At 70.2% G+C, this 13,011-nt stretch carries 12 protein-coding genes and 1 pseudogene; all 13 read right to left on the reverse strand.

The features are described 5' to 3' along the window. Positions 1-949 precede the first annotated feature (949 nt). Positions 950-1,708, reverse strand: a pseudogene (locus tag N4G66_RS36510) (DUF2637 domain-containing protein); the annotation flags it as partial. 118 nt (positions 1,709-1,826) lie between these two features. Continuing rightward, complete coding sequence (locus tag N4G66_RS36515; RefSeq protein WP_261708603.1) at positions 1,827-5,162, reverse strand: LysM peptidoglycan-binding domain-containing protein; 3,336 nt, start codon at positions 5,160-5,162, stop codon at positions 1,827-1,829. Further along, positions 5,162-5,614 carry a pilus assembly protein TadG-related protein gene (locus N4G66_RS36520; RefSeq protein ID WP_261708604.1) on the reverse strand — a complete coding sequence of 151 codons (453 nt, stop codon included), beginning with the start codon at positions 5,612-5,614 and terminating at the stop codon, positions 5,162-5,164. The genes N4G66_RS36515 and N4G66_RS36520 overlap by 1 nt, the downstream gene beginning before the upstream one ends. Further along, positions 5,614-6,063, reverse strand: coding sequence for a TadE family protein (locus tag N4G66_RS36525; RefSeq protein WP_261708605.1), 450 nt, complete (start codon positions 6,061-6,063; stop codon positions 5,614-5,616). Before N4G66_RS36525 ends, N4G66_RS36520 begins: the two co-directional genes overlap by 1 nt. Positions 6,064-6,068: 5 nt before the next feature. Further along, positions 6,069-6,494, reverse strand: coding sequence for a TadE family protein (locus N4G66_RS36530; RefSeq protein ID WP_261708606.1), 426 nt, complete (start codon positions 6,492-6,494; stop codon positions 6,069-6,071). Continuing rightward, the gene (locus N4G66_RS36535) at positions 6,494-6,709 is read right to left on the reverse strand and encodes a hypothetical protein (RefSeq protein WP_261708607.1); all 216 of its coding nucleotides are present in this window, start codon (positions 6,707-6,709) and stop codon (positions 6,494-6,496) included. The genes N4G66_RS36530 and N4G66_RS36535 overlap by 1 nt, the downstream gene beginning before the upstream one ends. A 39-nt stretch (positions 6,710-6,748) precedes the next feature. Beyond that, entirely contained in the window at positions 6,749-7,633 is an 885-nt protein-coding gene (locus N4G66_RS36540; RefSeq protein WP_261708608.1) for a type II secretion system F family protein, read from the reverse strand. Then, on the reverse strand, positions 7,630-8,586 hold the full coding sequence (locus N4G66_RS36545; RefSeq protein ID WP_261708609.1) for a type II secretion system F family protein: 957 nt from the start codon (positions 8,584-8,586) through the stop codon (positions 7,630-7,632). Before N4G66_RS36545 ends, N4G66_RS36540 begins: the two co-directional genes overlap by 4 nt. Next, positions 8,583-10,061 carry a CpaF family protein gene (locus N4G66_RS36550; protein ID WP_261708610.1) on the reverse strand — a complete coding sequence of 493 codons (1,479 nt, stop codon included), beginning with the start codon at positions 10,059-10,061 and terminating at the stop codon, positions 8,583-8,585. Before N4G66_RS36550 ends, N4G66_RS36545 begins: the two co-directional genes overlap by 4 nt. Continuing rightward, a complete protein-coding gene (locus N4G66_RS36555; protein WP_261708611.1) occupies positions 10,051-10,872 on the reverse strand; it encodes a hypothetical protein in 822 nt (273 codons plus the stop codon). The genes N4G66_RS36550 and N4G66_RS36555 overlap by 11 nt, the downstream gene beginning before the upstream one ends. Then, on the reverse strand, positions 10,872-11,576 hold the full coding sequence (locus N4G66_RS36560) for an SAF domain-containing protein (protein ID WP_261708612.1): 705 nt from the start codon (positions 11,574-11,576) through the stop codon (positions 10,872-10,874). Before N4G66_RS36560 ends, N4G66_RS36555 begins: the two co-directional genes overlap by 1 nt. A 22-nt stretch (positions 11,577-11,598) precedes the next feature. Continuing rightward, a complete protein-coding gene (locus N4G66_RS36565) occupies positions 11,599-12,429 on the reverse strand; it encodes an ATP/GTP-binding protein (protein ID WP_261708613.1) in 831 nt (276 codons plus the stop codon). Beyond that, entirely contained in the window at positions 12,423-12,869 is a 447-nt protein-coding gene (locus tag N4G66_RS36570) for a hypothetical protein (protein WP_261708614.1), read from the reverse strand. The genes N4G66_RS36565 and N4G66_RS36570 overlap by 7 nt, the downstream gene beginning before the upstream one ends. Between the last annotated feature and the right edge of the window lie 142 nt (positions 12,870-13,011).

The following is a 13,011-nucleotide window of genomic DNA, read 5'->3' on the forward strand; positions in this document are numbered from 1 at the left end:
CGTGGTACATGCGGAAGGGGAGGAAGTAGCGGCGCAGCGTGGATGGGCTGACGGGGTTGCCGCCGCGGCTGGTCACGCCATCGCTGGCGAGGTGTGTGGAGAGCTGCTTGTCTGTGGGCTCCTGGCCGTGCACGTTCTTGTAGTTCTTCCACGCGAGGTAGTACTGGTCGACCACGGTGAGGGCGTTGTCTTGGCTCGCTGGTGGTTGCTGCTTGTTGATGGATGCGTTCACCTTCGGGCCGGGTATCTCCTCGGCTGCGTGCGTTCCCGTGCTGGCAGGAGGCGCCATGGTGGGGGCGGGATTTGGAGCGTTCTTCGTTTCGCCCAGTTCGGTCACCGTTTCGCCGGTGGGCGGTGCGCCTTCATCGAAGTCGCGCTGCTGGAAGGCGTGGACGAACGTGTGGAGGTCTTGCGCGACGAGAGGTTCACCGGCCGCGGTGGTGATGCCGTCGCGCTCGAAGACGTAGCGGGCCAGGGCGGCCGCCTCCGGGTATCTGCCGTACTCGTGCGCGAAGTTGATCCAGGCCCGGTAGAAGAATTCCTCCCAGTCCATGTCGTCACCGGCACGCCCGTCCTCAGCAGCGGTGGTGGTCGGCTCGTAACGCTGCTGCAGACTGACCAGAATGGGGGACAGCTGCTCGTCGGACAGTGGGTCGCCTGCTGCTGTTGTGATGGCGAACTGGTCTCGTAGGAACAGGGCGAACTGGCCCGGCGTGGGCGCCACGAGGAACTGAGCAACCCACGACTGGTAGGCGTCCGCGAACAGACCACTCCTACGAGCCTCCTGGAATGCCGGAGCCGACATCTGCGCCTGCGGCATCTGCGCCCGTGCTCGGGCCTGAGCCTCGGCTTGCTCCGGAGTCTGCTGGACGTATCCGGCCGCCAGTTGGTTCGACTCCAGCTCCCGATGCTCGGGCCCCGGGCCGGCGGCGACCGGGACGGACGCCTGCACGGGCGCGGGTGCCGGCGGCAGCAGCGCGGGCTCGATGCCCGCTGCCGCCAGGCCTGCCGGGGCCGTCTCCGAGAGGGGGATGCCGTAGCGCGCCAGGCGCAGCGGCATCAGGGACTCCACGGGGGCCTTGCGGCGCCAGGCGCGGCCGAAGCGGGAGTTCAGGCGGGCCTGGTAGACGAGACGTTCCTGCTCCAGCTTGATGACCTGCTCGTAGGAGCGCAGTTCCCACAGTTTCATCCGGCGCCACAGCAGGAACGTGGGGACCGGGGAGAGCAGCCAGCGGGTGAGGCGGACGCCCTCCATGTGCTTGTCGGCGGTGATGTCGGCTATTCGGCCGGTCGCGTGCCGGGCCGCCTCGACGGAGACCACGAACAGGACCGGGATGACGGCGTGCATGCCGACACCCAGCGGGTCCGGCCAGGCCGCCGCGCCGTTGAACGCGATCGTCGCCACTGTCAGCACCCATGCGGTCTGGCGCAGCAGGGGGAACGGGATGCGGATCCAGCTCAGCAGCAGGTCCAGAGCGAGCAGGACGCAGATACCCGCGTCGATGCCGATCGGGAAGACGTACGAGAAGTTCCCGAAGCCCTTCTTGATCGCCAGCTCTCGGACCGCCGCGTACGAACCGGCGAAGCCGATCCCGGCGATGACGAGCGCACCGGCCACGATCACCCCGACGAGCAGCCGGTGGGTTCGGCCGAAGCGCACCACGTTGTTCGGACCCTGGTGGCTTACGAACTGCTGCTCTTCCTCCATCAACGCCCCCGTCTTTGCATGGTTGTTGTGGCTGCGGCTGGGGCCGGCCAGCGGGTACGTCCCACCGTCTGACTGCAGGGCTGCTGGTTGTGCGGGTTGGGCATGGTGGGGGAGTCGGTCATGAGCGAGCTGCCTGGTGGTTCGGGACGGGGTTGAGGAGTTCGTGGATGAGCTGCTCCGTTTCGATCTCCATGGGGCAGTCGAGTGCACGGTTGACGGCCTGGATGCGGGTGATCACCGTATGCAGGCCGGGCCGGTTCCCGGCCGCCTTTTCGACCATCAGCCAGTCCCGGTAGAGCAGTTCGGCCGCGTCATCCACGTCAAGTCCCGTCGCGATGGCCTTCCTTGCGGCACCGAGGTCGTGGTGGGGGCCCTTGGGGGTGCGGTGGGCCGCCACGGAGTGGGCGACATCGACGATCCGGGTGATCATTTCCTGCTGGTACGGCTCGGCCCACGCCGGCGCCCGGCTTCCGAAGGGGCGGCCGCGGACGAGGGACAGTGCCTCCTCCAAGGCGGGCAGTCCGGCCGACCCGTGGGGGAGTGCGTGTTCGGCGAGGCGGACGAAGCGCGGCCAGTCGCAGTGCACACCGGCGGCCAGCGTGTAGGGGGTGTCGCCGTTGCGGCGGCGCGGTACGTACGGGTTGCCGTCCGGGTCGTTGCCCAGGGCCCGGCGCAGGCCCTGGAGACGGGCGTTGAGGGTGGCGTGTGACCAGGGGCTGATCGGGTCCATGTCGGCGCACAGGGCGTCGGCCGTGCGGCCGGGGCGGAAGTAGAGCAGGGCGGCGAGCTGCGCGGTGCGCGGGCCGTGGCCGGTGCGGCCGAGACCGTCCACGTCCACCGGCCCCAGCACCCGGATCTGCGGCCCGCCCAGGTCGCTCGTGCGCGTTGCAACGCCGTCGGCCTCAGCACGGCCCGGGGACTGGGGTGTTGCCGCGGCGGTCGTGTCTGCCGCACCGGCGCTCACCTCGGCGGCCGCCAGCGGCGCCTCGGTGCCGGCAGGAGGGGCGGATGGTGTGGGCAGCGGGGGAAGTAGGGGCAGGGCGGCGGGATCGGCGGACGCTTTCAGCAAAGCCGGGAACACGGCATCGTCCCTGTCCGAGCCGGCTGCCCCCGAGCCGTTGCGGGCCGGTGCGGGAGCTGCGCTGTCGTCGCCGGGCGATTCCCGCTGCGGGCTCGGCGCGGCCTGCCCTGTGACGCCGGGTTCGCCGGGAACGTGCTGCCATGCCCCCTGCGCCTGGTTGGCGGGCTGTCCGGAGACGGCGAGCGCCGTGACGATCTGCTGGTAGGCGGCATGTTCCAGGCGCTGCACGATGATGTCTGTGCCGAGATGGTCGAAGCGCTGCGGCGTCTTGGCGGAGACGGCCAGGATGTCCGCCTCGGGGAAGTGCGCTGCGGCGGTGCCAGCCGGGGCGATCAGCGTGACCGGGATCTGCGGGCTTGTGCCGAGGACATCGGCGAACTGCCAGGCCGTGTCGGTGTCCAGGGCACTCGCGCACAGCACCACGTAGGGGTGGTGGGCGGTCTCGGGCATCTGATGCACTTCCATCAGCCGCTCGGTCAGATCGCGCAGCGCGTGCGCGGGCTGGCGCATGTGCGCGATCCGGGAACTCGGCAGCAGGTGTGGGAGGTCCTGGCCGAACCCGACGGCGACCACCTCGACATCCTGCGACCACGGGCTCATGCCCAGCTCCAGGGCCAGCGACGTGCACACCTCGCTGATGTGTACGGGGTTGCCGTCCAGTAGCAGGACAGGCAGCTGCGCGAGGTCGGCGAGGACAAGGTCACCGGATTCGGTGCTGCCCACCGTGACCAGGGCGGGACAGGGTGCGGCAAGGGTGCGGGCCGTGTCCTCGTCCAGGAGCTCGGCGCCGTCGGGCAGCTGCCACCATCGGGCCGCTCCTGCCACGAACGGTTCCTGCGGCTCGGAGGCGAGGTCATCGGGCAGGACGTGGAGGGTGTGGGCATCGAGCCGCGCCCCCCGCAATTGGAGTACTTCCCGCCCGTTCTGTTCGGCGGCGTGGGCCATCGTGCGCAGTGCCACGTCCAGGCGTGCTGTGGCGGAGGGTTCGGCGGCCGCCGCGAGCTGGGCTTCGGCGGGCGCGGTCTGCGGCGCGATGGCGATCGTCTCGCCCGGCTTGCGGCGTCGGCGCTGCAGCGTCCTGCGCAGCGCGAGCGCCGCGGTGACGGCGGCGGCCAGCAGCGCGCCGGCACCGAGAACGGTGCGCAGATTCAGCACGCCACCGGCCGGGTCCGGCTCGGGGTTCTCGGACGAGGGGGCGGGTGTCGCCGATTGCGCGGGGTCGGCACTGCCGGCCGGCGGTGTGCTCGAGGCAGACGGCCCGGGTGCGGGCGCGGTGCTCCGCTCTGGCGTAGCGGGCGGCGTCTGGTCTGCGTCCTGGCCCGTGCCGTCGGAGGGCTTGTGTTCCTGCGGTGCGGGAGAGGCTGAGGGCGGGCGCGGTTTGCTGCTGGTGCCGCCGCTGTCCGGCCCGTCCGGGGACGGGGGCGGGGCGCTCGGGTCGTCGGGCCGGGTGCCGGGCACGGTGACCTGCTGTCCCGGATAGATCACGTCGGGGTCGGTGATGGCGGGCAGTCCCTCCGGCTGCGGTTTGCCGCGGCTGGCGGCGAACAGCTTCGGCCACGTGCCGCCGTCACCGACTTCGTTCTCGGCGATCTTCGACAGGTAGTCCCCGGAGTGGACCGTGACGACGTGCCCGCCCTTCTCGGCAGCTACGGCCTTGCTTCCGTCGGACTGTGTCTGCGGGCCTTGGGTCTTGGGCTGCTCGGGCATGGCTAGTTCCCAGCCTGGTTGCAGGAAGCTGTTGGACCTAAAGATGTGGCCGCCGTCCATGGTGCGTCCCTCGTTGAGGCTGGCGATCTCCCGCCACCGCTCGCCGTCGCCCAACTCCCGCTCGGCGATGCTCCACAGACTTTCCGCGGGCCGGGATTCGCGCACCGTGTAGGACGGGCGCGACGTCGAGCTGTTCACAGCGGAGGACGGAGAAACCTGCCTGACTGCGCCGGCTTGAGCGGTTGCGGGCTCCTGGCCGGGGACGCGCGCTGCGGTGGTGGCCGGGGCTGCCTGAGCGTCGGAGGCTAGGGCAGAACTGGTGGGCAGCAGGACCAGGATGCTGCCGACCAGAAGCGCCGCGGCGCGCTGCGAGGCGCCCAGCCCGCGCGGGGCGTGCCAGCGGCGGCCGCGCAGCTGCGCGATGAGTTCCCGCAGGGTGCAGAACGTGAACTGCGCCCACCCCATCCAGCCGACCGCGACCAGTACGAGCAGGAACACGGACCCGGTGTCCTGCCGGTCCAGCAGGTGCGTGAGGTCGTCCTGGCTGGATGCCCAGATGACCGGGGTGGCCCAGGCCAGCAGCAGCGGCAGAGCGCCGACCGCGGCGGCCAGGATGAGCAGACTCACGCCGGCCTTGCAGAGCCGGCCCAGGGTGGCGGTGCGCATCAGTTTCCTTCGTCGGGTGCTGTGACGCCGTGCAGGAGGGTGGCGGTGGCGTGGCCGGTCACCGGCAGCGAGCCGATCCCGACGGCCGACAGGAAGGCCGTGTCGCTGGAGCCATGAATGGTGACGGTGACTCTCTTGCCGTCACCGGACACGCTGACGGTGCCGGTGGCTCCGGCGGCGCGCAGGTAGGCCTGCGCGGCAGCAGTAGCGTCTTGCGGGTCGACGGTGATCGCCGTGCCGGTGACGGCCTGGGCGGGGTCGATGGCCTGCCCGCCGGCCCGGGCTGCCTCACTGGCGATGTAGTCGGCGCGTTCGGTGGCGGCCATCTTGGCTCCGCCGTCGACGGCCACGCCGATGATGCCGATCAGCGCGAGGACGCACACAGCGACGAACACGGTGACGCCACCATCATCCCGCCGTGCGCGGCTCACCCGCATCTGCCAGTCGTTCATCAGTCGCCTCGCTGCCGGTACTGATCCACCACCGAGGTGGCCGTCGACGTGAGCGTCCGTGCTCCGGGCACGCCCGGCAGAAGCAGGTCCGACAGGTTGACCGTGCAGGTCACGGTCACGGTGACGGTGCCGACTTGGCCGACCGGCACGCTGACGCCGCCGGTGTCGACGTGGACGGTGGTGAAGGCGCAGGCGATGCCCTGGTCGGCCATCGATTCGGCGGCCGCGGCGTGTGCAGCGTCCTGGGCGGCGGCCGCGGTGCGGTGGATGGACGCCTCCCGTGCCGCGTCCTCGGCTGCCGCGTCGATTTTCGCCTCGGAGGTGACGATGCGTCCGCCGGCGATCGCCAGACACAAAAACATGATCAGCGACGGGAGGACGATCGCCGCCTCGACCGCGACACCGCCGTCATCGCTGCGGCGCCCGCCGGGCCACCGGGCCTCTCGCATCCTGTTCACTGTCCTGGGACCGTCCAGCGTTCGACCGCCCCGGACGCCGACTGCCTGACCTGCAGGCCCGCAACTCCCGGGATCATCGACATCGCGGTGCCGGAGACCTGCACCCGCACCCGCTGCCCGTCACTGCTGGCGGCGACGCTGTAACCGAGCAGGCTGTCACCCGCTGTCCGTTCCAGGACGTCCCGCGCCCGGGCCGCTCCGTCGCCGGGGCCGGCCTGATAGGCGCGGGCGGCGCTGGCTCCCTCGCGGGCAGCGGTCAGGGCGATCTGCCGCGCGAAGTACCACATGGACGCCTGGATGACGGCGATGGTGGCGAGCAGCACGAAGGGGAAGACGATCGTCATCTGGATGGAGGTGTCACCGCGGTCCTCGCTCCAGCGTCGCCCCTGCCACCAGCCCCTGACCCGCTCGAGAGACGGCATCACAGGCCGGAGAGTTTGCCGTTGTACTTGGCGATCACGACGGCGATGCTTCCGGCGATCAGTACGGCGCCGGTGACGGCGGCCACCCAGATGATGACGGTGGTGGTGCTGATGTCGCCGCGGTCCGGGCGGCGCCTGGCCTCGGCCAGGCTGTCCTGCAGACGGGTCGTCAGCCAGTACGCGGCCCAGTAGGTGCGGGCTGCGGTGTTCCTCATGGACTCTCCCTCTCGTAAGTGGTGGGACGGGGCGTGGTGTCAGACGGTGAGCATGCGGATCACGGCGGGGAAGGCCATCAGCAGCATCACGAGCACGGCGAGGAGGGCGCCCGGAGCGGTCATCTTTTCGCTGGCGGCATTCGCTTCCGCGGCCTGATCGGCCAGGAGCTCGGCGTTGAGGGCAGCGGTGCGGGCACGCAGCGCTTTGTAGACGGCGGCGCCGTCGGTGGCCGAGCCGCGCATGATGTCGGCGACGTCGCCCAGGACGGGCAGGTCGTACTCGGCGGCGAGCTCCGCCAGTGCCTGATACGGCGGGATCTTCTCCAACCTGGCCCGGTGCAGCGCGCCTTGCAGGAACAGGAAGGGCCAGCCGCGGCCGACTTCGGCGGCCTTCTCCAGCGCTTCGGCGGGGCCAGCGTCGGCGGCGCGCTTGAGTGCGACCAGGTCCAGGTAGGCGGACAGGGCGTGCGCGAATTCCTCCCGCGCCCGCTTCGCCTGGTCCCGCACCGCAAGGTCAGGGGTGATGAACAGCAGCCCCGCAACGAGCAGTCCGACGGCGGCGGGCACGTAGAACGGCAGGCCCACCCCGGCGATGATCCACGGAATCGTCGCGATCACCGGGCACAGGAGACCGAGCGCGGCGAGCGCCACCTTCTTGAGCATGAACTGGCCCGGGCCCTGCCCGATCAGCGCCAGGTCAATGGTGGGGACCCGCACACCTGGCAGGCGCTCCATGCGGGCCAGCAGCCACCGGCCCCACACCTCGTCACGATCCAGCTCCGGCTCGGGCATGGTCAAGGTCGCTGGGGCGCTGCGGGCGAGCGCGGGCCCCAAAGCGGGCTGAGGGCGCAGCAGTTCGCGCGCCAGCAGAGCCAGGCCCGCGCCGACCGTGCCACCGCACGCCACGACAGGAAGCAGGTTCACGATGTGGCTCCTTCGGACAGCCGGCCGGGCTCTGCTGGCGCGCGGTCCGGCTCTGCGGCGGGGGCGGGCAGCCGGACGGTGCTGGCCGGGTCGGTGACCAGGAAGCGCGGGATGCGGCGGAAGCTGCCCAGCTGCCGCATCAGGGCCAGGACACCGACGAACCCGGCCGTCAGGAAGGCGAGCACGAGCTGACCGAGAAGCGAGGAGTAGGGCCGCGTGTAGGACGGGACGAAGAACCCCGCCGCCACGACGGCGACGGTGATGATGGTCATCCACCGCACCGTCGTCCGGGGCTTCGCCCGGTCCGCCTCGATCGACCGCTTCTTGGCCACCTCCTCGCGCACCGTGCCCGCCAGGTCCTCCAGCGCCTGCGCCAGGCCCGGGCCCCGGTCGCCCGCCGACAGGATGAGCGCCGCGACCACCTTGTCCGCGGTGACGTCGTCGAGTTCCTCAGCAAAGGCGCGCAGTGCTTCCTGCGGCCGCCACCCCAGCCGCAACCGGTCGGACAGGTTGGTGATCTGCCCGGCGAGTTCCTCCGGAGCACCCTGACGGCTGGTGATCATTGCCTGCTCCAGACCCATGCCCAGGCGGAGCAGACCGGCCAGCCGCTGGGTCCACCCGGACAAGGCCTCCAGCGCACCGATGCGGTCCTGCGCGATCTGCGCCGGAGCGATCAGCCAGGGCACGCCGATCACGGCAACACCGAGCAGCGCACCGCCCACGAAGTTCCCCGAGACCAGCCACACCACGACGAACACCACGACCGCCGCGGCGATGAGGGTCCGCCGGCGCAGCCGGGCGTCCTCGCTCCGCGCGGCCCCGTTGCGCCGGGCCTGCCAACGCCGGCGCAGCGGAGCTTGGCGCGGGGCGGTCGTGCCCACCACGCCGGCCACGACGCCGATCAGCCCGGCGACCAGGGTCATGCCGCTCAGCAGCGCCCACACCAGTGTCATCGGCCCGCCACCACCTTCAGCGGCAGCGGCGCCGTCCACGCCCCGTAGGACTGTTGCAGCAGGGCGGAGTCGAAGCCAACGCGGCGCAGGTCGTCGATACAGCCCGGATCCATCCGGGGCACCGCCCGCAACTCCCCGAACTCGGTGCCAGGGGAGAAGATCTCGTTGGTGGCCGGGTGGCCGTTCTCGCCGATCCCGGTCAGCTCCAGGACGTGGGAGAGATAACGGTGGCGGCGGCCGCCGATCTGCGTCTCGTCCGTCATGTCGATGTAGACCACGAAGTCCAGGCCGTTGGCGGTCTGCCGGTAGGCAAGCTGCTCGGAGAGGTTGCCCTGGGCGAGCGCGTACAGCTCGGCGATCCGGTCGAAAACGATGTCGGGTCTTCTGGCGTGGATGGTGCACAGGTTGCCGCCGGAGCCGTTCGTCAGCGCCTGCATCATCGCGACGACCTCGGGGCCCCGGACCTCGCCCACCACGATCCGCTCCAGCGACATCCGCAAAGCCGGGTGCATCAGGTCCAGCAGCGTGACCTCACCGGCGCTGCGACCCGCAACGTCCTTCTCGCCGTTGGACTCACGCCCGACCAGGGAGACAACCTGACGGTGATAGCCGTTGGCGTGGGCGAACAGTTCGTCCTCGGTCTGGATCGTCGCGAACCGGCACTCCGGGTCGAACTCGCGGAGCATCGCCCGCAGCAACGTGGTCTTGCCCGCCTTCTGCTTGCCCGCGATCATGATGTTCTTCTCCGCGCGGACGCAGGCGCCAAGGAACTCCCGCAGCACCGGATCGATGGTGCCGAGGCGGACCAGGTGGTCCAGGTCGGCGTGGGAGACCCGGTGCCGACGGATGACCGCATACGTCATCGGTCCCAGCCCCGTGATCGCCTGCAGGCGGGAGCCGTCCTGCAAGGACAGTGCCAGCGTCGGCTTCGCAGTGGAGATGGTCCGCTCGTTGTGCCCCGAACCCCGGGCCAACTCCCGCAGCAGTTCCAGGAGTTCTTCCTCCGAGTCGGCGACCGGCCCGACCATACGACGCTCACCGTCGCCGTAGTCCAGCCACACCTCGCCCGGGCCCTGGATGATGATGTCCTCAACCCGCTCGTCATCCAGGTACGGCTGCAGCCGGCCCGCCCTAAAGAGCAGGTCGTAGACCGCGCGGCGCAGCGCCTCGTCCTGCTGCGGCGTCATCGCCTGGGCGTCCGACCACAGCGCGACCGCCTCATTGATCCAGTCCAGACAGCGCTGCTCCTCACTGGCCCGGTCCATGTCCGGCGTGCTCTTCAGCAGTTCCTCGCGCTGCTTGGCCACCTGGGCGGCAATGTGCCGGGCAACCCGGTGGTCCACCGTGACCTGCGGCGCCGAGCCACCGAGCGCATGCGTGCTGGCGGCACTACCGGCAGGCGCCGCCCTGGCCGGGCGAGGACCGGGCGGCGGCGGGGCCACCGAAGGGTCGGCGTGCAAGGGCCTACCGCGCACCGCGCACCCCCGAAGCGAACGCGGCGCGCGGATCAAGGCGGGCACGCCGGACAGCGGCCCGCTGCACCAGCAGGGCGCCGGACGTGCGTGCCGCCTTCATCAGCTTCGACCTGGTGAAATGACGCGGCTGCTCATCACCGTCGGACAGCACACGGGCGTCCCCCGGCGCACAGGGCAGCGTTGCCACCACCGGCGCCTGCAGCACCCGCTGGACCTCACCCGCCGGATAGGGCCCCTCGTCGATGACCAGCAGCCCAACATCTCCGACCAGCTCTTCCAACTGACGCACCCGCCCCTGCGCCGACTGCAGGCAGCGCAAGGTGTTGCGGACCACCACCAGCACAGCGTCGGCCTGCTCGGCCAGGACGCCGGACGGGCCGAACGCGCCGCGGCGGCCCAGATCCAGCAGGACATCGTGCCCGTGCTCCGCTTCGATGCCGCGGAACATCTGCGCCAGGGCCTTCCACACCGAACCGAGGCTCGCCGCCTGCGCGGGATCGGTGATGCCCGGCAGCAACAGCCGATCCGGCGGCGAGTCGCGTGGACCATCCTCGCCGTTCAAGTCGATCAACTGGCGCCAGAACGCCTCACCGAACTCACCCTTGCGGGCCGCCACCGACAGATTGGGCAACCCGTACCGGTCACCGAGCGTGCCCTGCAGCAGCCCGTGCAGCACGGCCCCGCCGTCCGGGTCACACTCGGCGAGAATCATCCGCCGACCCGGCTCCAACGGCCAGGCCAGCAGCAGAGCAAGCGCGCTCGTGGTCACCCCCGGCGAGCCGCTGCACCCGGCGAGTGCGATCACCGCCATCAGCGGCCGCCCGGAGCGGCGAGGACCAGGCGCAGCGTGCCGGCCGACACCCACGCCGCGACGGTCGGCCCGTCATTGGCCGACGTAGCGACGTCGACGACCACGACCCCCGTACCCGGGGCGGCCGCGGAAGCCTTAACGACCCGCCCAGGAAGCGTCCGCGGCGGGCTGCCCGACGTCTTGTCCGTCTCAGCCTGACCCTGCGCGGGCACATGGACCAGCTGGACCCTCTGGCCCGGCACCAGCACCGTCGCGGGAATCTGCTCCGGCTTGAGCCCAATCGGCACCAGCTGCTCACCGGGCTTCACCAGCGAATCCTTGGTCACCTGCGACGGAGCAAGGAGCGAGCCGGGCCGGAGCTCCACGGCCGCCCGCTTGCCCACCACCTGGTCCAGGTCGTCCGCGTGGACCGCCTTGACCGCCGGGTCCAGGGCAATGGACGCCTTGCCCAGGTCCTGCTCGGTGAGGACCTGGCCGACCTGCACGTCGCGCACCACCGTGACGACCTGGGTGCGATCACCGACCTGGAGCAGGAGGACCGCGACACCAGCACCGCCAGCCGCGATCAGCCCCAGCGACAGGGCAACCACGCCCGGACGTCGGCGGCGGGCCGACACTCGAGGCGGACTGACCGGGCCAGCCACTCCGGTCGGCTGCGGCAGCTCGCGCTCGGCCACCGCTGTTGATTGCTTGGTCTTGCTCAACGTTGCAACCCTTCCCGCGGCGTCAACTGACGACCTGCACTTCGCCGATCGCCACCTGCACGTTGGTCTGCCGGACTTCAGTGAGCTGGCCAGCGGCTCCGCCGCCCTGCCAGTCGATCGTCCACGTCGAGGTCGCGGTGAGCGCGTACTTGCCGCTCCGGGCACCGGCCGAAGTCTTTGAGTAGACGTGTCCGCAGGTCGGCGACTGAGACATGCCCTCAGACGCCGCGTAGGGTGTACCGGGGCCACTGCACGTGACGCTGGAGCCGTCGCCCATCTGCCACACGATCTTGGAAACCTTTGCGGCCGCGGTGACGGTGATCCCGCCTGCCGAAGCCGAGGCCATATTGGGTCCGAACGTCGTGGCGCCCTGGTTCACCCACATCCACATCGGGACACCCACGGTGTACTTCCCGGCCGCCCTCGGACTGGCGACGTCGGGACCCAGCAGTTGCATCTTGTCGACGGCGTGTTGGGCAAGCACCGCTGGATCTATTGCCGGGACGCTCGCGCCAGGAGCTGCGGCGAAGAAGGTGGTTAACCCGTTGCCGCAGGTCCGTTCATAGACGATCTTTCCTTGGCCCCCATAGAAGAGGCTGCCGGGGGGCGGCTGCGGGTCCGTCTTGCGCACCGTGCACTTGGACTCTTTGCCCCCGGTGGAGGCTTGCTGTCCCTGTCCGGAACCACGGCTGTTGCTGCCCTTGCTCCCGTGGGTTCCGACGCCCACGCAGAATGACATCAGGTCGCAGTTGCCTTTGCTGATGTCCGGGTCGTTACCCGCGTGGGCGGAGACGGCGCCTGCGACGACTAACGCGGAAGCCAAAGCTAACGCGCTGGTATGACGGCTCAGCACGTCTTCTCCTCCGGAGTGACTCTGACGATCACCCAGTGGCCGTACCACTTCTCGGCAACCACCCTGGTGACGTATTTCGTCAACCGGCCTTTGGGGAGGGTGACTTCCTTCCCGCTAGCCTGCTTGACGAGTCTCCACCGCGAGACATCCGTGCAATCGGTGAGCGAGCCCTGAGGCACCTGACGTTTCGTGTCGACAGAGGTGACCTTGGGGGCCAACATCGGCTCGCCGGTGGCAATGAGCCCCTTGGCCTTCAGCGCGTTGACCTCAGTCACTGCAGCGGAATAGGCCTCGGCGACGGCATACTTCTTCAAGTCCGTGCCTTCGACACTGGCCTTCGCGTACGCCGCGACCTTCTCGTCCCAGTACCTCCGGTAGGCACTCTCGATTGGGGCGCCGGGATCTGTGCTCGGTGACACCGTGGTCTCGGTCGGCGTCAACGGCGCAGAATGCGACGGGGATGGCGTCCCCTTGGGGTTGCTGTCCGCAGTGTCGTTGCCGCTGCACGCAGTCAGGGCAACGGCGCAACAGCCGATGAGCGAGATGAGTGCCGTGCTGTTTCGGGTGGCAGAGGTCCTCTTT

The organism is Streptomyces rhizosphaerihabitans (assembly GCF_025399795.1).
Taxonomy (GTDB): Bacteria; Actinomycetota; Actinomycetes; order Streptomycetales; family Streptomycetaceae; genus Streptomyces; species Streptomyces rhizosphaerihabitans.

Excerpts from the sequence above, each read along its gene's own strand:
- N4G66_RS36535 (WP_261708607.1), bottom strand. The coding sequence starts at position 6,709 with ATGAGGAACACCGCAGCCCGCACCTACTGGGCCGCGTACTGGCTGACG.
- N4G66_RS36525 (WP_261708605.1), bottom strand. The coding sequence starts at position 6,063 with ATGCGAGAGGCCCGGTGGCCCGGCGGGCGCCGCAGCGATGACGGCGGT.
- N4G66_RS36545 (WP_261708609.1), bottom strand. The coding sequence starts at position 8,586 with ATGACACTGGTGTGGGCGCTGCTGAGCGGCATGACCCTGGTCGCCGGG.
- N4G66_RS36530 (WP_261708606.1), bottom strand. The coding sequence starts at position 6,494 with ATGCCGTCTCTCGAGCGGGTCAGGGGCTGGTGGCAGGGGCGACGCTGG.
- N4G66_RS36515 (WP_261708603.1), bottom strand. The coding sequence starts at position 5,162 with ATGCGCACCGCCACCCTGGGCCGGCTCTGCAAGGCCGGCGTGAGTCTG.
- N4G66_RS36520 (WP_261708604.1), bottom strand. The coding sequence starts at position 5,614 with ATGAACGACTGGCAGATGCGGGTGAGCCGCGCACGGCGGGATGATGGT.
- N4G66_RS36555 (WP_261708611.1), bottom strand. The coding sequence starts at position 10,872 with ATGGCGGTGATCGCACTCGCCGGGTGCAGCGGCTCGCCGGGGGTGACC.